This is a genomic window from Corynebacterium sp. HMSC068H04 (assembly GCF_001811255.1).
GTDB lineage: Bacteria > Actinomycetota > Actinomycetes > Mycobacteriales > Mycobacteriaceae > Corynebacterium > Corynebacterium hesseae.
Map to the genome: position 1 here is coordinate 70,606 of NZ_KV804013.1, position 22,017 is coordinate 92,622.

The 22,017-nt window shown below is 59.5% G+C and carries 21 protein-coding genes; 10 read left to right on the forward strand and 11 right to left on the reverse strand.

Features of this window, described 5'->3' with window-relative positions:
- Positions 1–261: 261 nt before the first annotated feature.
- Positions 262–738, reverse strand: a complete 477-nt coding sequence (locus HMPREF2792_RS08585) for an Rv1476 family membrane protein (RefSeq protein WP_070520584.1) — start codon at positions 736–738, stop codon at positions 262–264.
- 346 nt (positions 739–1,084) lie between these two features.
- On the opposite strand from HMPREF2792_RS08585, the gene can reads away from it, so the two are divergent.
- The 5 genes from can (at position 1,085) to HMPREF2792_RS08610 (ending at position 7,118) form a co-directional block, all read left to right on the forward strand.
- Positions 1,085–3,901 carry an aconitate hydratase gene (gene can / locus HMPREF2792_RS08590; protein WP_210386600.1) on the forward strand — a complete coding sequence of 939 codons (2,817 nt, stop codon included), beginning with the start codon at positions 1,085–1,087 and terminating at the stop codon, positions 3,899–3,901.
- 171 nt (positions 3,902–4,072) lie between these two features.
- On the forward strand, positions 4,073–4,645 hold the full coding sequence (locus tag HMPREF2792_RS08595; protein WP_070532884.1) for a TetR/AcrR family transcriptional regulator: 573 nt from the start codon (positions 4,073–4,075) through the stop codon (positions 4,643–4,645).
- 47 nt (positions 4,646–4,692) lie between these two features.
- Positions 4,693–5,484: a hypothetical protein gene (locus tag HMPREF2792_RS08600; protein ID WP_070532889.1), complete on the forward strand. Its 792-nt coding sequence runs from the start codon at positions 4,693–4,695 to the stop codon at positions 5,482–5,484.
- Positions 5,485–5,580: 96 nt separating this feature from the next.
- Complete coding sequence (locus tag HMPREF2792_RS08605) at positions 5,581–6,363, forward strand: hypothetical protein (RefSeq protein WP_070532892.1); 783 nt, start codon at positions 5,581–5,583, stop codon at positions 6,361–6,363.
- A gap of 257 nt (positions 6,364–6,620) precedes the next feature.
- Positions 6,621–7,118 (forward strand): hypothetical protein, encoded by a 498-nt coding sequence (locus HMPREF2792_RS08610; RefSeq protein ID WP_232748513.1) that lies wholly within the window; start codon positions 6,621–6,623, stop codon positions 7,116–7,118.
- Here HMPREF2792_RS08610 and HMPREF2792_RS08615 read toward each other — a convergent pair.
- Positions 7,115–7,804 (reverse strand): SDR family oxidoreductase, encoded by a 690-nt coding sequence (locus HMPREF2792_RS08615; RefSeq protein ID WP_070532895.1) that lies wholly within the window; start codon positions 7,802–7,804, stop codon positions 7,115–7,117. The genes HMPREF2792_RS08610 and HMPREF2792_RS08615 overlap by 4 nt on opposite strands.
- Before the next feature lie 79 nt (positions 7,805–7,883).
- Here HMPREF2792_RS08615 and HMPREF2792_RS08620 point away from each other — a divergent pair, with 79 nt between their 5' ends.
- The 4 genes from HMPREF2792_RS08620 (at position 7,884) to HMPREF2792_RS08635 (ending at position 10,875) form a co-directional block, all read left to right on the forward strand.
- Positions 7,884–8,153 (forward strand): ACT domain-containing protein, encoded by a 270-nt coding sequence (locus tag HMPREF2792_RS08620; protein WP_070524521.1) that lies wholly within the window; start codon positions 7,884–7,886, stop codon positions 8,151–8,153.
- Between the two features lie 15 nt (positions 8,154–8,168).
- Entirely contained in the window at positions 8,169–9,533 is a 1,365-nt protein-coding gene (locus HMPREF2792_RS08625; RefSeq protein ID WP_070532899.1) for a PFL family protein, read from the forward strand.
- Positions 9,534–9,605: 72 nt separating this feature from the next.
- Entirely contained in the window at positions 9,606–10,295 is a 690-nt protein-coding gene (locus HMPREF2792_RS12700; protein WP_083306423.1) for a MerR family transcriptional regulator, read from the forward strand.
- A gap of 148 nt (positions 10,296–10,443) precedes the next feature.
- The gene (locus HMPREF2792_RS08635; RefSeq protein ID WP_232748515.1) at positions 10,444–10,875 is read left to right on the forward strand and encodes a hypothetical protein; all 432 of its coding nucleotides are present in this window, start codon (positions 10,444–10,446) and stop codon (positions 10,873–10,875) included.
- 30 nt (positions 10,876–10,905) lie between these two features.
- Here HMPREF2792_RS08635 and HMPREF2792_RS08640 read toward each other — a convergent pair whose 3' ends face one another.
- Both HMPREF2792_RS08640 and HMPREF2792_RS08645 read right to left on the reverse strand, forming a co-directional pair.
- Positions 10,906–11,643, reverse strand: a complete 738-nt coding sequence (locus HMPREF2792_RS08640; RefSeq protein WP_070532905.1) for a DUF2785 domain-containing protein — start codon at positions 11,641–11,643, stop codon at positions 10,906–10,908.
- A gap of 219 nt (positions 11,644–11,862) precedes the next feature.
- Entirely contained in the window at positions 11,863–13,494 is a 1,632-nt protein-coding gene (locus tag HMPREF2792_RS08645) for an ABC-F family ATP-binding cassette domain-containing protein (RefSeq protein ID WP_070532908.1), read from the reverse strand.
- Between the two features lie 161 nt (positions 13,495–13,655).
- On the opposite strand from HMPREF2792_RS08645, the gene HMPREF2792_RS08650 reads away from it, so the two are divergent.
- Entirely contained in the window at positions 13,656–15,668 is a 2,013-nt protein-coding gene (locus tag HMPREF2792_RS08650) for a fructose-specific PTS transporter subunit EIIC (RefSeq protein ID WP_083306424.1), read from the forward strand.
- Here the strand turns inward: HMPREF2792_RS08650 and HMPREF2792_RS08655 are convergent.
- The 7 genes from HMPREF2792_RS08655 to HMPREF2792_RS08685 are packed head-to-tail and all read right to left on the reverse strand — an operon-like array spanning position 15,665 to position 21,939.
- On the reverse strand, positions 15,665–16,090 hold the full coding sequence (locus tag HMPREF2792_RS08655) for a metal-sulfur cluster assembly factor (RefSeq protein WP_070524254.1): 426 nt from the start codon (positions 16,088–16,090) through the stop codon (positions 15,665–15,667). The two genes, HMPREF2792_RS08650 and HMPREF2792_RS08655, sit on opposite strands and share 4 nt — an antisense overlap.
- Positions 16,091–16,540, reverse strand: a complete 450-nt coding sequence (sufU, locus tag HMPREF2792_RS08660) for a Fe-S cluster assembly sulfur transfer protein SufU (RefSeq protein WP_070524255.1) — start codon at positions 16,538–16,540, stop codon at positions 16,091–16,093.
- Complete coding sequence (locus HMPREF2792_RS08665) at positions 16,537–17,784, reverse strand: cysteine desulfurase (RefSeq protein ID WP_070532914.1); 1,248 nt, start codon at positions 17,782–17,784, stop codon at positions 16,537–16,539. The genes sufU and HMPREF2792_RS08665 overlap by 4 nt, the downstream gene beginning before the upstream one ends.
- 59 nt (positions 17,785–17,843) lie before the next feature.
- The gene (sufC, locus tag HMPREF2792_RS08670; protein WP_070524257.1) at positions 17,844–18,602 is read right to left on the reverse strand and encodes a Fe-S cluster assembly ATPase SufC; all 759 of its coding nucleotides are present in this window, start codon (positions 18,600–18,602) and stop codon (positions 17,844–17,846) included.
- A 27-nt stretch (positions 18,603–18,629) separates the two neighbouring features.
- Positions 18,630–19,820: a Fe-S cluster assembly protein SufD gene (gene sufD, locus HMPREF2792_RS08675; RefSeq protein ID WP_070532917.1), complete on the reverse strand. Its 1,191-nt coding sequence runs from the start codon at positions 19,818–19,820 to the stop codon at positions 18,630–18,632.
- Positions 19,821–21,266, reverse strand: coding sequence for a Fe-S cluster assembly protein SufB (gene sufB / locus HMPREF2792_RS08680; protein ID WP_070532920.1), 1,446 nt, complete (start codon positions 21,264–21,266; stop codon positions 19,821–19,823).
- A gap of 22 nt (positions 21,267–21,288) precedes the next feature.
- Complete coding sequence (locus tag HMPREF2792_RS08685) at positions 21,289–21,939, reverse strand: helix-turn-helix transcriptional regulator (protein WP_154736555.1); 651 nt, start codon at positions 21,937–21,939, stop codon at positions 21,289–21,291.
- Positions 21,940–22,017 lie beyond the last annotated feature (78 nt).

Consider the following 22,017-nt stretch of genomic DNA (forward strand, 5'->3'; position numbering starts at 1 on the left):
GTTCCCAGTGGAACCTGTCTTCTGGGGCGCAGGAAACGCTCCATTTCGGGACTGGAGAGAACCGAAGTATTCGTCGACTTAAGGTGCCCGTGCGGCATCCGATGTGGTCGCTGCGTGGGCCATATTCCTAGGGCTCTTACACCCTCTCAACCACTCCCCCGTTGCAAAAGTCAAGTCTTAGTGGTTGATATTCGCCACTTCCCTACCCCTGTGGTGGGTGTGGCGCATGTTTAGCGGAATTCACTCGGCGACCTCGATCGCTTAGTTTCTGGCCGTGTCAGCTTTCTGTGTAGCGGCTCGAAATCCCGCCCAGCCCGCAATTGCCGCTACGAAGAAAAACAACGTCAAGATTGCCAGCCATGGCGTTGAAAAATGATCTGCAGTTGCATAGAAATCATTCAGCAAAGTTACCTGATCGAGTCCAGTTGGCAGCGAATCCTCGGCTGCCTCAATGGATGCCCGAGCATAAGAATTACTGACTGCGGACACCCGCATTGGCGCTTGGAGAATCACGGTATCGAGTCCCGTTTGTTCTTGAAGGGTTGTCGCCAGGTCGCGCAGATCGGGAATTTTGTCGGGGAAGACATCTACCACTGCGATGCCATGGTTGGGCTGGAGGGAGTCTGCGATGTGGACCTGGAGGTCGGCGTCTTGCGCCAGCTCTGGGTTGGAGAACGCTACACCGTCGGCCGAGAGCTGATCTGCAATGTCGTCTACATCTACGCCCGCCGGGATCATCCGCCACTCCTTAATCTCTATGGCCGTTAATGCTTGGTGGCACAATCTTCTGTCCAAACACGATTCGGAGGTTTGTCCCCCGGATTCCCGATCGAGCCTAAACCTCGGAGCGTGGGCGAGGCCGGTGACTCGCCGCTACCCCCGAAATGTAGGAAACAGAACGCCCGTACTGTTATGCTGGTGTCGACCGAGGGTTCTTGCATCTACAATAGATACGGAACATTCGCGTTCTGAGATCGCCGATACACCTGGCTCCATGTGGTTGCTAGGGCATATCGGCAAATTCGATGAACCTTCGACCAGTGTTCGATAACCCACAAGCGAAAAGCAAGGAATGGAGCTCCTTATGACTGAAAGCCTGAACTCCTTCGGCGCCAAGAAGACTCTTGAGGTCAACGGTAAGTCCTATGACTACTTTGACATCAATGCAGTCGAGGGCCTGGAGAAGCTTCCTTACTCCCTCAAGGTCCTGGCTGAGAACCAGCTGCGCTACGAGGACGGGAAGAACGTAACCAAGGATCACATTAACGCTTTGGCCAACTGGGATCCGTCCGCTGAGCCGGATACCGAGATCCAGTTCACCCCGGCCCGCGTTCTGATGCAGGACTTCACCGGCGTCCCCTGCGTGGTCGACTTGGCAACCATGCGTGAGGCTATCGCCACCCTCGGCGGCAAGCCGGACCAGGTGAACCCGCTCAACCCGGCCGAGATGGTTATTGACCACTCCGTCATCGTAGAGGCTTTCGGCTCCACCGAGGCTTTGGAAAAGAACGTCGAGATCGAGTACGAGCGCAACCAGGAGCGCTACCAGTTCCTGCGCTGGGGTGCCGAGAACTTCTCCAACTTCCGCGTTGTTCCTCCGGGAACCGGAATTGTCCACCAGGTAAACATTGAGTACCTCTCCCGCGTGGTCTTCGACAACGATGGTGTTGCCTACCCGGATACCTGTATTGGTACCGACTCCCACACCACCATGGAAAACGGCCTGGGCATCCTGGGCTGGGGCGTTGGCGGCATCGAGGCCGAGGCTGCAATGCTGGGCCAGCCGGTGTCCATGCTGATCCCGCGCGTCGTGGGCTTCAAGCTCACCGGCGAGATTCCGACCGGTGTGACCGCTACCGACGTGGTGCTGACCATCACCGAGATGCTGCGCCAGCACGGTGTGGTTCAGAAGTTCGTTGAGTTCTACGGCAACGGTGTCAAGTCCGTGCCGCTGGCCAACCGCGCCACCATCGGTAACATGTCCCCCGAGTTCGGTTCCACCGCTGCGATCTTCCCGATCGACGAGGAGACCATCAAGTACCTCGAGCTCACCGGCCGTCCGCAGGAGCAAATCGATCGCGTCGAGGCTTATGCCAAGGCTCAGGGCATGTGGCTCGAGCAGGACGCTCCGGAGGCACAGTACTCCGAGTACCTCGAGCTGGATCTGTCCACTGTTAAGCCGTCCATCGCCGGCCCGAAGCGCCCGCAGGACCGCATTCTCCTCTCCGAGGCAAAGGAGCAGTTCCGCAAGGATCTGCCGACCTACGCTTCCGGCGAGGTTGTTGCAGACGAGTCCACCATCGAGGCAAAGCGCATGACCTCCGAGGGCGGCGACGAGAATGCTCTCGTCGACGTTACCGGTGGCCTGAACAAGTCTCGCGCAGGCGAAGGCGAGTCCGCAGCCAAGGGCGGCTCCGGCCGCCAGTCCAACCCGGTTACCGTCACCTCCCCGAACGGTGGTGAGTACACCCTGGACCACGGCATGGTTGCTATCGCTTCCATTACCTCCTGCACCAACACCTCTAACCCGTCCGTCATGGTTGGCGCTGGCCTCATCGCACGTAAGGCTGCTGAAAAGGGCCTGAAGTCCAAGCCGTGGGTCAAGACCATTTGTGCCCCGGGTTCCCAGGTTGTTGACGGCTACTTCCAGCGCGCAGACCTCTGGAAGGATCTGGAGGCGCTTGGCTTCTACCTCTCCGGCTTCGGCTGCACCACCTGTATCGGTAACTCCGGCCCTCTGCCGGAGGAAATCTCCAACGCCATCAACGAGCATGATCTGGCTGCTACCGCGGTGCTGTCCGGCAACCGTAACTTTGAGGGCCGCATTTCCCCGGACGTCAAGATGAACTACTTGGCCTCCCCCATCATGGTCATTGCATACGCTATTGCTGGCACCATGGACTTCGATTTCGAGACTCAGGCGCTGGGTCAGGATCAGGACGGCAACGATGTCTTCCTCAAGGACATCTGGCCTTCCCCGAAGGAGATCGAGGACACCATCCAGCAGGCCATCTCCCGCGAGCTCTACGAGGCTGACTACGCCGACGTGTTCAAGGGTGACGACGCATGGCGCAACCTGGACGTTCCGGAGGGCGAGACCTTCAAGTGGAACGAGGATTCCACCTACATCCGCAAGGCACCGTACTTCGACGGCATGCCGACTGAGCCGGAGCCCGTTCAGGACATCAAGGGCGCTCGCGTCCTTGCTAAGCTCGGTGACTCCGTGACCACCGACCACATCTCCCCGGCTTCCTCCATTAAGCCGGGTACCCCGGCCGCTCAGTACCTGGATGCCAACGGTGTGGAGCGCCAGGACTACAACTCCCTCGGTTCCCGTCGCGGTAACCACGAGGTCATGATGCGCGGTACCTTCGCCAACATCCGCCTCCAGAACCAGCTGGTCGACGTCGCCGGTGGCTACACCCGTGACTTCACCCAGGAGGGCGCACCGCAAGCCTTCATCTTCGATGCCTGCGAGAACTACAAGGCAGCCGACATTCCGCTGGTTGTCCTTGCTGGTAAGGAGTACGGCACCGGTTCCTCCCGTGACTGGGCTGCTAAGGGCACCAACCTGCTTGGCGTGAAGGCTGTCATCACTGAGTCCTTCGAGCGTATTCACCGCTCGAACCTCATTGGCATGGGCGTCATCCCGCTGCAGTTCCCGGAGGGCGAGTCCCACGAGTCCCTGGGCTTGGATGGCACCGAGACCTTCGATATCGACGGCATCGCAGCCCTCAACGAGGGCGGCATTCCGAAGACGGTCCACGTGACCGCCACCAAGGAGTCCGGCGAGACCGTTGAGTTCGATGCCAAGGTTCGCATCGACACACCTGGTGAGGCCGACTACTACCGCCACGGCGGCATTCTGCAGTTCGTTCTGCGCCAGATGGTCAAGGCCTAAAGCAGCCTTGCCCATTATGTAGGCACCCCGACTCTGGGGCGACCTACATAGTTAGGCACCAAGGCCAGCTAGCAACATGGAGTGCTGGCTGGCCTTTCTGCTTCTGTCCCTCCCCTCTACTTCCTCCTCCCGTTTACCCGCCGCCGTGCTTAAAGGAGCTAGTTTTCAGCCATGCCGATTATGAGCGACTCTGAACTGAACCGCCGCCGCCACGACATTCTGGTTGGCGCACGTAAATGCTTCGCTGAGCACGGCTATGACGGCGCGACGGTGCGGCGTCTCGAAGAAGCCACAGGTAAGTCGCGTGGGGCAATCTTCCACCACTTCGGTGATAAGGAGTCCCTCTTTCTTGCCTTGGCCCGGGAAGACGCCGCCCGTGAGGCCGAAGTTGTTGCGAACAACGGTCTCGTCGAAGTCATGAGTGAGATGCTGCGCCATCCGGAGCGCCATGACTGGCTTGCCACCCGGCTTGCTGTGACCTCGATGCTGCGTACCGATCCGTCTTTCGCCGCGCGCTGGCATGAGGAGCAACAGATTCTTGATGAGGCGGTCCGTGCCCGCTTGGAATCCAACGCCGAGAAGGGGCGCATGCGAGACGACGTCTCCATCGACACCCTCGTGACATATCTTGAAACCTTTATGGACGGATTTATCAACCGCCTAGCGCTCGGGGACACGAAGAATCTCGAGCAGGTTTTGGATTTGGTCGAGCAATCGATTCGCGGCTCCCACGCCGATCACTAGGCGTCAGTACTCGGTGGCGATGTGTGGTTGGCGCTACACTGTGGCGCATGGACCATACTCCCCTACGACTTTCGCGCACGCAGTGCGGAATAAGTCTGAGCGCTACGCCGCGGCTTGCTCCAAAGGAACAGCGCACCCACGATGCTCAGCCGAACCCGCGGATGGACAATTCAGGTCTTCGCGAGGTCATCGAGGAGGCTGGGCCTCAGCCGGGACGCCTCTCGTTTGGTGTTGTCGCAGCCTGGGCTTTTATAGGTCTAGTCGGGCTGTTTATGTGCAGCATGTCGATTCCTTTCTTCACTGGTAGCTTTGGTCCTCCGCAAAGCAGCTTCTCAGATCTAGGAATATTTTCGCTTATCCCAGTCATTATTTGCCTCGTCAGTCTTACTGTTTTCGTCGTAGGTTTGCGGAGTATTCTCAAGGAAACCCGAAATGCACAGCGTCTGCGCACCGCGTGGCGCAACGGCTGGATAGAATACCGTCCTGCTCTTATTGGCGAGCTTGTGTACCTGCGAAGCGAAACCGAAGGGACCGACGACCGTAAGCGGACTTATTTCTATTATTCGGCGCCTCTTTTGATCCTTCAGCCAGACGGCACACTAGCGAGCGCAATGTCCGCTGAGTTCCGCGCTGACAATCCGAATAGGCTAAGGTCACGGGGCGCTGCTCTTGCCGAAGGGGCTCGTATAGCAACCGTCGATACCGCGAACAATAATGGATGGACGGTCGCGGCTTACCGCGCCGATGGGATGAGCTCAGAGGCGGAACTATCCAACGGTCTCACCAACCGCCAAGTGGATGCCGTTCTCCAATTCGCTGAACAACGATGGGTACGCTAGCTCTCCCCGATTAAGACCGGGTTTTCGTCGGGGGCTAGTCCCCAGCCGCCGATGGTCACCGAGAAAATGGTGACCACGAACATTAAACTGTGATCCATGACTCACGCTCCCTTGCAGCTGCCCCGCACTCCGCTGAAGCTTCCTTCCTCAAGTGCAGGATCCCTCGCGCCTAAGGATTTGAAGGATCACGATCAGCAACCCAACCCAAACACGGATCGCAGCGGCATCCGCGAGGCTATTAATAGCGTCGGGTCTCCGATCGGCCAATCCAATCTCGGCATGGTCATCGTTGGCTCCTTTTTCATCTTCATTGGCGGCTCAGCGCTACTCTTCTCGGTGGCTCACACGATCTTTATATCGGTCCTGTTTCCCGGAGCCGGCGGAACGATTGGGAGTATTCCGATAGCCAGCTTTATCACTGGAGCTGCAGCCCTCGTGTTCGTCTTCGTTGGAATCTTGATTTTGCGGGGGCGCTTGGGTTCCACAACAAGGCTTCGCACCGCGTGGGAGAATGGCTGGATTGAATACCGCCCCGCGTTGATCGGCGAGCTGACCTATAGGCGCCGCGTTGATTACGACGACAGTACCGACTTTTACTACACCGCCCCGGTTCTCATCCTGCAGCCAGACGGATCATTGACGAAAAGCATGACCGAGGAATTCATTGCTCCAAACCCGAACTGGCTGAAGCTGCGGGGGCGGCTGCTTGCCGACGGTCCCCTCGTTGCCACCGTGGACTTCAACCACAATAACGGATGGGGCGTGGTGGGATATCGGGCAGATGCAGACAACCCGCAGCCAGAACTGCACAATGGTCTGCGCCAAAAGAACATTGAAGCAGCACTGTCTTTTGCAGAGCGGAACTGGGTAAGAAGCTAGTGATAAGAATGTCTGACCACGCTTTAGCACCATTCGACTTCCCGGAACACCACTACTCCGAGAGGCTCATTCCCCGCACTCGGCGTTCTGTGTCCGCCCCGAACTTGAGATCAAGCACATCTAGTATTGTTCGCGCGATCGCCGCGACTGGGCCACTCCCAGGCGGCGCCACACCTGAATGGCGAAGCCTACGGAACAACCTCATCACGGCGGTAGTGGGCCTAGCTATCGCACTATCAGCCTTTATCGGCGAAGATATGTCTATTAGTTCCGGATGGCAGGGCTTGGCCGTTGCAGTCTTCGTCCTCTTCCTCGTCGTGGCGGCCGGTCGAAACATTCGAGCAATTCGGAGCTCTACGTGGGGTGCTCGCCGTCTACGGACGGCGTCGGAAAATGGGTGGATCGAGTACTACCCCGCGCTGCTCAGTGAGATCTGGCAAACAGGTCGACACGTGCCGCACGCAGATCCCACCGAGTACTACTACAAGGCGAAGGTACGCATTTTCCTTCCAGATGGCACAGTTCAAGAAATCATCAGCGATGAGTTTGAGTCCCACGCTTCTCCCCGCGCCTTTCGCGAACAGGGGGTGGCCGTGGTGCGTTTCCAAAGCCAGGCGACGTTTGAGCACCCCACAGGCTGGTATATCGCGGCCCACCTATCCACCAAGCCACTTCGCTATGCGAGCCTCCACCACCAATTGAGCAGAGAGCAAGTCATCGCCGCGCTTGACGCGGCGGCATCCGCTCGATTTTAGATATCCTTCACGCTGCCATCGCCATCGATGAACTCTAGCGGCGAAGTCGGGAAGCTTTCGCGGCCGGCGACCTCGGTGACCACCTCAGCGACAAGCTCTCGGGAGGTTGTCAGCTTACCGGTGCGCTCTGCGTCCTTATCTAGCACGGTGATGCCGCGCGAAGGCTCCTCCGTCAGGGCTGCCGGGCCAAGGATGAGGTAATTGAGGTCGGTGGAGTTGAGCTTGTTGTCCACCTCCTTCTTCGACTCCACGTAGGCGTACCACTTCTCATCCGCAGGATCGGTCGTGTTCTCCGTGGCACCCATGTAGGAAATCATGATGTAGGCGGGAGTGTTCTTGCCCTCGGCAGAAAGCTTTTCCAGACCCGCAATAGATGCCAGCGCCGCATCACGGTCGACCGCCCACGTCACCTCCGCACCAGCACGGCCACCATTTCCGGCGCCCCACACGACGACGTCATAGTCAGCCAAAAGCTCTGCCCAGTCCTCAACAGAAAGCTCGGTGAGATCGCGAACCACCGCGGCGGCACCGAGGGCCTCAATATCAGAGACCTGGTCCGGGTTGCGGATGAGGGAATGGACGGTGAGGTTGGCGTCGACAAGCTTGGGCGCCGCCAAAAGCCCAACCTTGCCGTGGCCGCCGATGTATAGAACCTTCTTGCGCGTAGTTGTTGTCGTATCAGTCATGTGCGCCACCGTACGCGCCGGCTCGCTATCCTGCATGACCCCAGGGCAGCGTGAAAAACCCACGGGCTACAATCAAATTATGATCGCCATCATGACTGTTACCGGTGTTGATAACACCGGAATTATCTCTGCCGTTTCCACCGCCCTCGCTGAGCTCAAGATCAACATCGTTGACGTCTCTCAGACCCTCATGTCTGGGTACTTCACGATGATCCTGCGCGTCGAATTCGATGAGAATGAGGTCAGCATCCAGCAGATTCAGGAGCGGATGAATACCGTCGGTGAGTCCATCAAACAATCCATTCGCGTGCAGTCGGAAGCACTGTTCACCGCCATGAATGAGATTTAGGAGCGAGAATCAGTCATGCTTAATCGCTTCAATACCGTCAGTATTCTCGACACCATCGAGATGATCGAGAAATACCGCCTCGATATCCGCACCGTTACCATGGGGATCTCGCTGCTCGGCTGCACGCGCTCCACCATGGAAGCTACCGCAGAGGCCGTTTATGATCGCGTAACCACCCGGGCGGCTCAGCTCGTGGAGGTCTGCGAAGGGATCGAGGCCGAGCTCGGCATCCCGATCGTCAACAAGCGTATTTCCGTCACTCCGATCTCACTTATCGTGGCTGGCGTCGAAGGAAACCCCGTCGACGTCGCCCGTGCACTGGATCGCGCCGCTGAGACGACAGGTGTTAACTTCGTCGGCGGCTACTCCGCATTGGTTGAAAAGGGTGCCACCACTGCGGAGAAGACACTCATCCGCTCTATCCCGGAGGCGCTGGCTGAGACCAACCTGGTGTGTTCCTCGGTGAATATCGCATCCTCGCGCGCCGGCATCAACATGAACGCAGCAGCGCAGATGGGGCGCATCATCAAGGAAGCTGCCGAGCTTACGAAGGACCGCAGCGCCATCGGCTGTGCCAAGCTCGTGATCTTCTCCAACTCCGTGGGCGATAACCCCTTCATGGCCGGTGCCTTCCACGGTATCGAGGAACCGGACTGCGTTGTCTCCGTCGGTGTGTCTGGGCCGGGTGTTGTCGACCGTGCTCTCGGATCCCTGGAGGGCGCCACCCTTAATGAAGTCGCCGAGGAGGTCAAGAAGGCTGCCTTCAAGGTCACGCGTGCCGGACAGCTCGTTGGTTCGATGGCCTCGGAGCGCCTCGGTGTTCCCTTTGGCATCATCGACCTTTCGCTGGCCCCCACAGCGGAGCTGGGAGATTCCGTCGCGCACATCCTGGAGCACATGGGCCTAGATCAGGTGGGCACGCACGGAACGACGGCAGCCCTCGCACTGCTTAACGACGCCGTCAAGAAGGGCGGCATGATGGCCTGCTCCCGCGTGGGCGGTCTGTCTGGTTCCTTCATCCCGGTTTCGGAAGACAAGGGCATGATCGATGCTGTGCGCACCGGTGCCATCTCCATCGACAAGCTGGAGGCCATGACCTCGATTTGCTCGGTGGGCTTGGACATGATCGCCATTCCGGGCGATACCTCTGCTGAGACCATCGCCGGCATGATCGCGGACGAAGCCGCCATTGGCGTGATGAACCATAAGACGACCGCCGTGCGCGTCATTCCTGCCCCAGGCACCAAGGCTGGCGACGAGGTCAACTTCGGCGGCCTTCTAGGCTACGCTCCGGTCATCCCGGTCAACCAGGTGGGCAACTCCACCTTCATCAACCGCGGTGGCTTCATCCCGGCGCCGGTGCACGGTTTCCGAAACTAAGGCCTCAGCAACTCGGATTAGTTTTCACCAAGCACTTGACCCTCACACTATGTGAGGGTTTAGCTTTGGCCTATGAAGATATCGGACGTCGCCGCGGTCGCTGGATGCTCAGTTCGTTCTGTACGACATTTACACGAGACGGGTGCGGTCCCTGAACCCGCCCGCACCAGCGGGAACTACCGCGACTATTCTGTTTCTGACTTGGCTTCGGTGCTGCGCGCGCGTGCGCTGATCGACGCCGGAGTCCCCGTCGCCGACGTAAATCTGCCGGATGCTATCGATCGTTCATTTGACGTGCTCGACGAGCGCATCGCTCGGCTCAAGAACCAACGTGAACGCTTACGCGCCCTTGCCCAAGCACCCAACGGGACTCCACGAGACATCCGCGAATCCCTCAAAGGGGCGATCCATGATCCCGCAATGCTGCAGCTCGAGCTTGATTCTTGGGATCTGATGGCGCTGTGTGGTGTCGCGACGGAAGGAACCTGGCAACAACTGCGCGAGAACCTTGAAGACGCCGAATGTTTGAGAGTTCTCCGCGAGGTTGAATCGCTGTGGCGAAAACTGGGTGCATTGTCCCCGAATGATCGCGAGGTCACGGTAATCGTCGCCAAGCTGCAGCATTTAGGCGAACGCGGCCTCTTGCGGGGAATCTATCCTACGTTGCGCCCAGGTAAGGTCCCGCTGAGCGCCACCGATGCACCGACAACTGGTGCACAGGGCAGAGCGCTCGCGGCACTGGCGGGAGCGCCACATGGATAGCATATGGGGATTCCTGGGAAAACATCCTGGATTCCGATTGGCAAAGTATGAACTTAGCCTCTACCGCGATTTGTGGCGTTGGATACGCGGCGAGACTTTGCTGCCTGCCGGTGCTCAGCCACTTCCCCACCCTCCGGGCAGGCTGCAAATGCTTGGGTTTGTCACCGCGGTGCTGGTGGTTGAAATGGTGGTCGTCCACCTGATTCTCCCCGCAGGTGTGGTGCGGGTTGTGGCGCTACTGCTGTCACTGTGGGCCATCATTTTCGTGTGGGGGTTGATTGCCGCTGAGCGCATTCGCCCCAGTTATATCTGCGACGATGTTACCGTTCTGCGGCGCGGAAGAACTGTCTTCGCTGAGATACCGACTGCCGTTGTGCAGCACAAGAGCGTTGACCGCAGTTTCGCTTCAGCGATTGAAATACGCGATGGCCAGCTGACAGTAGGCGGCCCCGCAGGCACGGACACCCTCCTGCAGCTGAGCTCGCCTGTTATGGCCACCCCGGATCGCTATCCCTGGCAGCGGCCCCAGCCGATGGAGGTTGATAGGGTGCGCTTCTTTAGTGCTGCGCGCCAACACTAAATGGCGCTTTCACTGGTGGAAAGAGATTACTTATGCGCCGGCGTTGCGCAGTTTGTCTTCGAGTTCCGCTATTAACGGTAGCGCTAATTGCGCGCGGTCGACGTCGATTCCCCATTTCTTGGGTTCGCTACGCACCATGTGTGCTGTGGCAGTGAGAAAGCGGGCGAAGTTTTCCACTACCGCGCGATTGCCATTGCGCACTCCCTCGTTGAGGACTGTATTGCTCAGGCGCTCAGTCCATATTTCTAGAATGTGCGGCGAGGTGCTCTTAGCAATCGTCGTGCACGCAGCACGCGCCAAGCGTTCTGCCTCATCGTCGTGCCACACTCCCCCTGGGACGCGCAGGCGGCAAGAAATAATTGCCGCACCCTCCACGGCAGGAATCATCCCCATGCGCACGCAGGTTTCTACATAGTCCGCGCCGTAGCCGACCGCCATGACGTGTCCGATGTCCTTGACTATGCCACGCGTGTCTTCTTCAGTGACATACCATGCGCGGAAGGTGAGATAGTCCTCGTAGTGAAAGTGGCCAGACTCAGCGAGGACAGTGAGTAAACGCGCGGCCATCACCTTGGTCCACACCTTGTCCGTGCGTAGATAGCCGGTGAGGCGATCCCGAATTTGGTCGATGTGGTCATCCCACTGACTTGACTCAATACCTTCCTTAAGCTCGGCAAAGGCCCAGTCCACACGGACTTGAGGCCGCTTGCTCACCAAACCGGTAAGCAGTGGTTCAATGACAGAATCGAGGGTATCGGTGCGGCTCATGGCTTCAGTCCTCTCCTGCTGCAGCACGGCTGGGGTCGTAGCGCTACTAGACCCTGTGCGTGGGAAGCCGGAAGGACCCAAGAAAAGAGTCTTGAGCGGTGCGTGAGTGTGCCCCCGATTCTAGCGCACTATAGGTTTTATGGAAGGCCCCGAAGTACCACGGCGATCAGAAGAACATAGAGCGTTGCCGTTGCTGCTTCTGGGGCTAGGAACTAGCCCCTAGGCCAACTCAACGATCTCCATGTATTCGTCGTTCCACAGATCCTCGTCGCCGTCAGGCATGATGATGACACGCTCTGGGTTGAGGGCCTTTACCGCGCCTGGGTCGTGGGTTACCAGAACTACGGCACCGGTATAAGTACCGAGCGCATCGAGAACCTGCTCGCGGGACTGGGGGTCGAGGTTGTTCGTGGGCTCGTCGAGAAGCAGCACATTTGCGCGCGAGGACACGAGCGTGGCCAAGGAAAGACGCGTCTTTTCACCGCCGGAGAGCGTGCCGGCGGGCTGTTCCAGCTTATCCCCGGAGAACATAAAGGCGCCGAGTAGACCGCGCAAATCCTGCTGGCCTGCATCGGGGCAAGCCTCGATGGTGTTTTCCCACACGGTCTTGTCTGGGTCAATGTTGTCGTGTTCCTGGGCAAAGTAGCCGATGCGCAAACCATGGCCGGAGACGATACCGCCCTCACCGTCGGTGCGCTCCACGCCCGCCAGCAGTTTCAGCAGGGTCGTCTTTCCGGCACCGTTATAGCCCAGTACGACGACGCGCGAGCCCTTGTCAATGGCCAAGTCCACGCCCGCGAAGACCTCGAGCGAGCCATACATCTTGGTCAGGCCCTTCGCGTTCATCGGGGTCTTACCGCAGGGAGCCGGCTCCGGGAACTTGATGTGGGCAACCTTGTCAGCCACACGCACGTCATCGAGCTCGTTCATCATGCGCTCAGCGCGGTGCAGCATCTGCTTTGCTGCCGCGGCCTTCGTGGCCTTAGCACCGAGCTTTGCGGCCTGCTTGTGCAGGGCGGCCGCCTTCTTCTCTGCGTTGGCGCGCTCACGGCGGCGGCGGGCCTCATCGGTCGCGCGGGCATCAAGGTACTTTTTAAAGCCCATGTTGTAGACATCCGCCTCGGCGCGCACGGCGTCGAGGAACCAGACCTTGTTGCAGACGGCCTCCAACAGGTCCACGTCGTGCGAGATCATGATGAGCCCGCCCTCATGCTTGGACAGGAAGCCACGCAGCCAGGTGATGGAATCTGCGTCGAGGTGGTTCGTGGGCTCGTCGAGAAGCAGCGTGGTCTGGGACTTACCGGAGCCAGCTGACGCCGCGAAAAGAATCTGCGCTAACTCCACGCGGCGGCGCTGGCCACCGGAGAGCGTCTTGAGCTGCTGATCTAGGACGCGCTGCGGGAGGCCAAGGTTGTCACAGATCTGCGCGCACTCGGAATCCGCCTCGTAGCCGCCGAGGGAATGATATTCCTCTTCCAAGCGGGAGAACTTGCGGATGGCCTTATCGCGGAACTTGTCGTCCGTGGCCGTCTCCATGAGCTCCTGCTGCTTGGCCATGCGCTGCTTGATCTCATCCAAGCCGCGCGCAGAGAGCACGCGCTCACGCGCGGTCTGTTCGATGTTGCCCTCGCGAGAATCCTGCGGCAGGTAACCAATGGGGCCAGAGCGCGTTACCGAACCGCCATAAGGCTCGGTCTCCCCCGCCAAGATGCGCATCGTCGTGGTCTTTCCCGCGCCGTTGCGGCCGACCAGCCCGATGCGGTCACCCGGCTGTACACGGAGGTGCTGGCCGGGGGCGTCGAGAAGCGTGCGTGCGCCCACGCGCACCTCGAAATCATTGGTCACAATCACGTCGAAACAGTCTAGCAACCAGGGCAGTTAAACCCGAACCAGCGGCAGGGCGCTGATCGACGTACAGCTAACGGTACGGAGGATAAGTCATCTGGGAATTCGTGGCCCGGATTCGGCGCGCTTGACCTATACAAGATGAAAGATGTGCCTACATTGACTTCATGATTACATCAGCCACATCGAAACCGCCATTAATCCTCGCGATTACCGCCTGCCCAACTGGTATTGCGCATACCTACATGGCGGCTGAAAACCTCGAGGCCGCTGCCGCGGAACTTGGTTACCGGATCAAAGTTGAGACACACGGCTCAATCGGTGTCGAAGGCACCTTCAGTGCTCAGGACATCGAAGAAGCCGATGCCATCGTAATTGGCGCCGACACTGTGATTGCCAAGGATCGTTTCCGCGGCAAGCGCTTGGCAGCAACGGGCGTCGATGAAGCTATTAAGCACCCAAAGGAGCTCCTCCGCCGTTCGCTGTCCGCGTCGAAATGGGAAGAAAAGCTTTCTGCCGAAGAGCCGAAGGGATCTCAGCGCGAGGACAGCTCCGGCAGTGCCCATGGCGCGCGCGCCGTGGGACAGACCCTCTATAAAGCGCTGATGAACGGCGTATCCCACATGATCCCGTTCGTGGTGACCGGCGGTCTCCTCATCGCAGTAGCACTGTCAATTGGAGGAACCCCGACGCCCGAAGGCCTTGCAATTCCCGAGGATTCCTTCTGGAATACGCTGAACGAGCTGGGTGGTTTGGCCTTTTCACTCATGGTGCCGATTCTTTCCGGCTATATCGCAGTGGGCATTGCGGACCGTCCTGGGTTGGCGCCTGGTCTGATTACTGGCCTCATCGCTACGACTGGATCACTCTACGGATCTGAAGCCGGTGCCGGGTTCTTAGGAGGTATCGTCACCGGCATCCTGTCCGGCTATGTGGCGCTAGGGATCAAGAAGATTCCGGTGAACAAATACATCGCCCCGATTTGGCCGATCATCGTTATCCCGATTTTCACCACCCTCATTGTGGGTCTTATCTTCATTTACCTGGTCGGCTCACCGATAGCTGGTGCATTTGAAGCCATGACCGAGTACCTCGCAGGAATGCAAGGCTCCTCTGTCGTTGTGCTTGGCCTCGTTATCGGAGCGATGATCGCGTTTGACATGGGCGGCCCCTTCAACAAGACAGCGTTCCTCTTTGGTGGAGGCATGATTGCCGCTGGTAATGCAGCCCCTATGGGAATGGCCGCTACCGCTATCGCTGTACCGCCATTGGCGGTGGGCGCTGCCACCCTTGCCCGCCGTGCCTGGTTTAATAAGGCCGAAAAAGACGCCGGTATCGCCGCGCTTTTCATGGGGCTATTCGGCATTACGGAAGGCGCAATTCCCCTTGCCGCTGCACGCCCTCTGCAGGTCATTCCGGCGAACGTCATCGGCGGTGCGGTTGCCGGTGGTCTAGCAGGCGCATTCGGAGTTAAAGACCATGTCATGCACGGCGGCCCCATCGTCGCAGTGCTCGGTGCTGTCGACAACGTCGCGGGCTTCTTCGTGGCATTGCTTATTGGCGTTGTCGTCTGTGCATCAGTCATGCTCCTATTAATCGCACTTACTCAGCATAAGAAAACGACAGAGAAGAATGAGAGCAAGAGCGACCAGGGCGCTGCGGACAAAGCTTCAGCAAACGCGGCGGAAAGCTCGCATCTGGGACAACCACTGCTGTCTATCGAAACGGTGAGCCTCGACCACAGTCTGGGCAGTACTCGCGACGAAACCATCGAAGCACTAGTGCGGCTAGTTTCTCCTCGCCTTGCTGATCCTTCTGCGGTGCTCACAGCGGCTCTTGAGCGCGAGACGAAGCACTCTACCGGCGTGGGCCATGGCGTGGCGATCCCGCACGCCCGTTCAGCTGGCGTGAAGGTTCCTACCTTGGCTTTTGCACGTCTTTCCGAAGCAATCACGTGGGCACAGGGTGAGGAGCCCACAACGATGGTGTTCCTCATTGCCGTGCCAGACGACGCCGGCAAGCAACACCTCAAACTGCTTTCCAAGCTGGCACGGGCAATCATGAAGGAGGACTTCCGCGTTCGCCTTCAGTCCGCTACAACCCAAGAAGAAGCCGTCGATATCATCTCCTCGGCGCTGGATCCGGCGTCCTTGCCCACTGTGGGGCAGCGAAACGATTAGACCGCGAAGCCGAGGGCCTGGAGCATCTCGCGGCCCTCTTCAGTGATCATGTTCGGGCCCCACGGCGGCATCCACACCCAGTTGAGCTGGACGGCGTCGGCAAGCTTGTTGCCCACGACGACGTCGTCGATCTGCTCACCAATGACGTCAGTCAGCGGGCACGCCGGGGACGTCAGCGTCATGTTGATGACGCAGGTGTTCTTGCCGTCAATGTCCTCGAGCCAGAGGTCGTAGACCAGGCCCAAGTCAACAACGTTGATGCCCAGCTCCGGATCGATGACGTCCCGGAGGTATTCGGTGATGTCGAATGCCTTGGCAATCTGCTCTTCGGTCTGTTCAGGCTTTACTCCGCCGCCGGCGAAGGAGGCGTTCTCGTCCTGATACGGGTCGGTCGGCTGACTATCGTTAGTGGTATCCGCCATCTACTTCTCCAATTCAGTCAGCGCCTGCGCGGTGGCAGCCTGGAAGGCCTTCCACCCCAGCAGCGCGCACTTAACACGGGCAGGGAACTTGGCCACGCCGGCAAAAGCGACGCCATCCCCAATGATCTCGTCGTCTCCCTCAATTTCGCCGCGGGAAGTCACCATGCGGTCAAACTCCTCGAGCTTGGCGTTGGCCTCCTCCAACGGGATGCCTACGATTTCTTCCGCCATGACGGAGGTCGAAGCCTGCGAGATGGAGCAGCCTTCAGCGTCGTAGGACACGTCCTCCACAGTTTTGCCGTCGGCCGACAGCTTCACGCGCAGCGTGATCTCATCGCCGCACGAGGGGTTAACGTGGTGAACCTCAGCCTGGCCATCGCGCAGGCCGGAGAATTTCGGGTTCTTATAGTGGTCCAGGATCACATCCTGGTACATGGAATCTAGGTTCATTCGCTCACTCCAAAGAAAGCACGGGCAGCCCGCACCGCCTCTACGAGGGCGTCGACCTCGTCCTCAGTGTTGTACAGGTAAAAGCTAGCGCGTGCGGTCGAATTAGCCTTGCACGCGCGGTGCAGTGGCCACGCGCAGTGGTGACCAGTTCGGATGGACACTCCATGAGCATCAAGCACCTGGCCCAAATCATGCGGGTGGATGCCCTCCACGATGAAGGAGACCGCTCCCCCGCGATCCTCGGTGTTTTCGGGGCCGATGATGCGTAGACCAGGAATCTCGGAAAGCTTGTCCAAAGCCAATGCGGTGAGCTTCTGCTCGTGGGCGTGAATGGCCTCCATGCCCACTTCGCTCAAAAACTTTACCGCGGCCCCCAGACCAACGACCTGGCTGGTCATCTGAGTTCCGGCCTCGAAGCGAGTCGGCGGCTCGGCAAAGGTCGAGCCCTCCATCTTGACCACCTCGATCATGGAACCGCCAGTAAGGAAGGGCGGCAGCTGTGCCAGCAGCTCCGCCTTGCCGTAGAGCACACCGACGCCGGTTGGGCCGCACATCTTGTGCCCAGAGAACGCAGCGAAGTCCACGTCGAGAGCGTGGAAGTCCACCGTCATGTGCGGAACGGACTGGCATGCGTCCAGAACCACCATCGCGCCTACAGCGCGGGCACGGCGCACCAGTTCCTCGACGGGGGCCACGGCTCCCGTCACGTTGGACTGGTGGGTAAAAGCCACGACCTTGACGGAGTCATCGAGCTCGAGCGAATCAAGATCAATGCGGCCGTCCTCAGTCATGGAGTACCACTTCAGCGTCGCGCCAGTGCGCTGGCACAGCTCCTGCCATGGCACCAAGTTCGCATGGTGCTCCAATTCGGTGACGACGACGGTATCGCCCTCGCCGACATAAAGCTGACCCGCGCGCTCATCGCTAAGCACGTAGGCGACTTCATTCAACGCCTCAGTGGCGTTCTTGGTGAAGGAAATCTCATCGCGGTCCGCGCCAACGAAAGCGGCAATGGCCTGGCGGGCGGACTCATACGCGTCATCGGCTTCCTCCGCCAACTGGTAGGAGCCGCGGTGCACCGGCGCATTGGTGCCGAGTACGAACTCCTCCTCAGCTTTCCACACCGGGAGGGGACGTTGCGAGGTCGCACCCGAATCCAGGTACACCAGTGGCTTACCGTCGCGCACGGTGCGCGAGAGGATGGGGAATTGCTCCCTGATCGCATTAACGTCTAGTTCAGACATAGGTCCTTGTGCTCGGTTCTTTATCGATTGCGTACGTGGTGTGTGCAGCCTGATGAGTTCTACTTGAGGAACTGCTCGTAGCCGTCCGCCTCAAGCTGATCAGCCAGCTCGGCGCCACCGGTCTTGATGACGTGTCCGTCTGCGAAGACGTGGACAAAGTCTGGGACGACGTAGTTGAGGATGCGCTTGTAGTGCGTGATGAGGAGGATGCCGCCCTTGGTTTCTTCCTGGTAGCGGTTAATCCCCTCGGAAACCACGCGGAGGGCGTCGACGTCCAGGCCGGAGTCGGTCTCATCCATGACTGCGAACTTCGGCTTGAGGATGTCCAGCTGCATGACCTCGTGGCGCTTCTTCTCACCGCCGGAAAAACCTTCGTTCACGGAACGGTGGGCGAAGGACTTGTCGATGGAGAGCTTCTCACGAGCTTCCGTGAGCTCCTTGTTCCACTCGCGCAGCTTCGGGGCCTCGCCACGAATAGCGGTCACGGCAGAGCGCATGAACTGCGACATCTTCACGCCCGGCACCTCGGTCGGGTACTGCATGGCGAGGAAGAGGCCAGCGCGGGCGCGCTCATCAACTTCCATCTCGAGGATGTTTTCGCCGTCGAGGAGCACCTCGCCCTCAGTAACCTCGTACTTGGGGTGACCGGCAATGACGTAGGACAGGGTGGACTTGCCGGAGCCATTGGGCCCCATGACGGCATGGGTCTCACCGGAGTTGATGGTCAGGTTGACGCCCTTGAGGATCTCCTTCGGCTCGCCGTCCTCCTCGTTGGGGAGCACCTGCGCGTGGAGATTCTTAATTTCCAGAGTAGACATTGAGTTGGTACCTGCTTTCGGGGAGTTTTAAGCGTTGATCTTGGCGAGCTCGTCGACGACGCGGGATTCCAGTTCCTCGCGCAGGGACTCGACCGGGATGCGGGAGATGACTTCGGAGAAGAAGCCGCGGATGATGAGGCGGCGTGCCTCGGCGGCCGGAATGCCGCGGGACATGAGGTAGAACAGCTCGAGGTCATCGAAGCGGCCCACAGTTGCGGCATGGCCGGCGCCGACGATCTCACCGGTCTGGATCTCCAGGTTCGGTATGGCGTCTGCGCGCGCGCCCTCGATGAGAATCAGGTTGTTGTTCGTCTCATAGGTGTCCGTGTTGTTCGCGTTCTTGCGGATGAGCACGTCACCGACCCAGCAGGTGCGGGCCTCCGGAGTACGGGAAGCGGAGCCAGCCTCGGCCTTCTGCGCGGACGTAGCGCCCTGCAGCGCGCCCTTGTAGAAAACGCGGGAGCGGCAGTTCGGCACATCGTGGTCCACAAGCAGGCGGTTCTCGAAGTATTGGCCAGCGTCGGCGAAGTAGACGCCCAGCAGCTCGGCATCGCCGCCCGGGGCGTCGAAAACCACGCGCGGAACGAGGCGCACAATCTCGCCGCCGAAGATGGCGGTGTTGTGGCGCAGGACGGCGTCGCGGCCCACCTTCGCGATCTGGTGGGACAGGTGGACGGCGTCATCTTCCCAATCGGCGTCAACGACGACGGTGACGTGGGCGCCGTCGCCCAGCACGAACTCAACATTGTCCGCGTGGGTGCCGGAGCCGACGTATTTCAGCACGATGGTGGCTTCGGCGTGGTGTCCCACGTGGATGGAGGTCGCACCAAAGGAGGTCACGCCCTCACCAGCACCGGTAATGGTGATCTCCACTGGCTTGTCCAACTGTGCCTCAGCGTCCACAGTGACAACCTGTGCCTCCGGCATGGAAGTCCAGGCCTGTGCAGCAACGCGGTCAGCAGGTGCGCCAGCGGTGCCCAAGCGCTCGTCGTCAGGCGCAACCGTTTCGGAGGTCACGCCTTCCGGAGCGGTGACGTCGATCTTCTGCGCGGTTGCCGGCGCAAACTCACCGTTGTGCAGGCCCCGCAGGTTGCGCAGGGCAATAAAGCGCCACACCTCATCGCGGCCATGCGGGACCGGGAAGTCCTCCACGTTGAATGATGTGAACTGGTCACCCTTGGTGACGTCAGCAGGATTAAATTCGTTGGAAGCTACCACTTAGCCCACCGATCCTTCCATCTGCAGCTCGATAAGACGGTTGAGCTCCAATGCGTATTCCATGGGGAGCTCCTTTGCAATCGGCTCAACGAAGCCGCGCACGATCATCGCCATGGCCTCTTCCTCGGCGATACCGCGGGACATGAGGTAGAACAACTGCTCCTCGGAGACCTGCGAGACGGTCGCCTCGTGGCCCAAGGTGACGTGGTCGTTGCGGATATCGTTGTACGGATACGTATCCGAACGCGAGTTATTGTCCACTAGCAGCGCGTCACACTCGACGTTGGCCGTGGAATTGGCGGCATTGGCGTTGACCTGCACCAGACCACGGTAGGCGGCGCGGCCACCATTGCGGGCCACCGACTTGGACACAATGTTGGAGGAGGTGTTCGGCGCCATGTGGACCATCTTGGAGCCGGTGTCCTGCACCTGGTTGTCCGCCGCGAAAGCCAGGGAGAGAACCTCGCCCTTAGCGTGCTCGCCGGTCAGCCAGCAGGAGGGGTACTTCATGGTGACCTTGGAACCGATGTTGCCATCGACCCATTCCATGGTGCCGCCCTCTTCCACCTTGGCGCGCTGGGTCACCAAGTTATAGACGTTGGTGGACCAGTTCTGAATGGTGGTGTAGCGGCAGCGGCCGCCCTTCTTCACGACGATCTCGATGACACCGGTGTGCAGTGAGTCCGAGTTGTAGATCGGCGCGGTACAGCCCTCGATGTAGTGGACGTAGGCGCCCTCCTCCACGATGATGAGGGTGCGCTCGAACTGACCCATGTTCTCCGTGTTGATGCGGAAGTAAGCCTGCAACGGGATGTCCACGTGGACGCCCTTTGGCACATAGACGAAGGAGCCGCCAGACCAGCAGGCATTGTTCAGCGCGGAGAACTTATTGTCACCGGCTGGGATGACCGTGCCGAAGTACTCCTGGAGGATCTCCGGGTACTCGCGCACAGCGGTATCGGTATCGACGAAGATAACGCCCTGGGCTTCGAGGTCTTCACGAATCTTGTGGTAGACCACCTCAGACTCGTACTGGGCGGCAACACCGGAGACTAGACGCTTCTTTTCGGCATCCGGGATACCCAGCTTGTCGTAGGTCTCCTTAATGTCTGATGGCAGGTCATCCCAGGTTTGGGCCTGCTTCTCAGTGGAGCGGACAAAGTACTTAATGTTGTCAAAGTCGATGTCGGAGAGATCCGGGCCCCACGTGGGCACCGGCTTCTTGTTGAAAACGCGCAGTGCCTTGAGTCGGGACTCAAGCATCCATTCCGGCTCGTTCTTCTTCTCCGAGATATCGCGGACGACGTCTTCGCTCAAACCTCGGTGTGCTGCCTGGCCGGCCGCGTCCGAATCGTGCCAGCCGTAGTCATATCCACCGATGGAGGAGATGATCTCATCATCGCTCATCTTGGTCTCAAGCCCTGGTGCTGGTTGTGCCTGTGTCAAAGCCCGCTCCTTTCTATGTTGATTAGTCTTTTTCCCGTTCCACCGCAGACGGCGGGACAGGTTTTAAGGGGATATTCGTGGTGCAGATTCCGTGGCCATCCGCGATGGAGGCCAAAGGCTGCACGTGTTTGCCTAATAGCGCGGAGAAAACTTCTTGTTCTGCTTCACACAACTCCGGATGCTCAGCAGCCACATGGGCCACCGGGCAATGGTGCTGGCAAATCTGCACTCCATTTCCCACCGATGTCACCGTGGCCGCGTAGCCGTGTGCATCAAGCACAGCGGCCAGCTGGCGTGCCACCTCAGGTACGGATTCTTCCTCCTCTACCAAAGGAGTCACGTCTTCCACGAGCCGCTCGAAGCGGGCCTTAGCAAAGCGCCGGACCGCCTCGGGCCCTCCCGCTTCCCGCAACGCGGTGAGTGCTTCCGCAGCCAGTTGGTCATAGGCATGCCCGAATTGGGCACGGCCTTGATCCGTGAGGCGAAAGTGCTTGGCGGGGCGACCACGGCCTGCCGACTGCCCGGGGCGGGCTGCTGGGCGGCGGTGTACAACCTCGGTGAGTCCTTCCTCCACCAAAATGTCTAAGTGCCGGCGTATGCCGGCTGCAGAGAGACCTAGGCGTTCACCTAAGTACGACGCCGTCACCGGGCCGTCCTTGAGAAGCAACAACATGACGTGGCGGCGAGTATCGCCCTCGGTCGAGCGAGTCTCCCTGGGTAACTCCTTCGTCACGGTGCACACCTCCTTAAG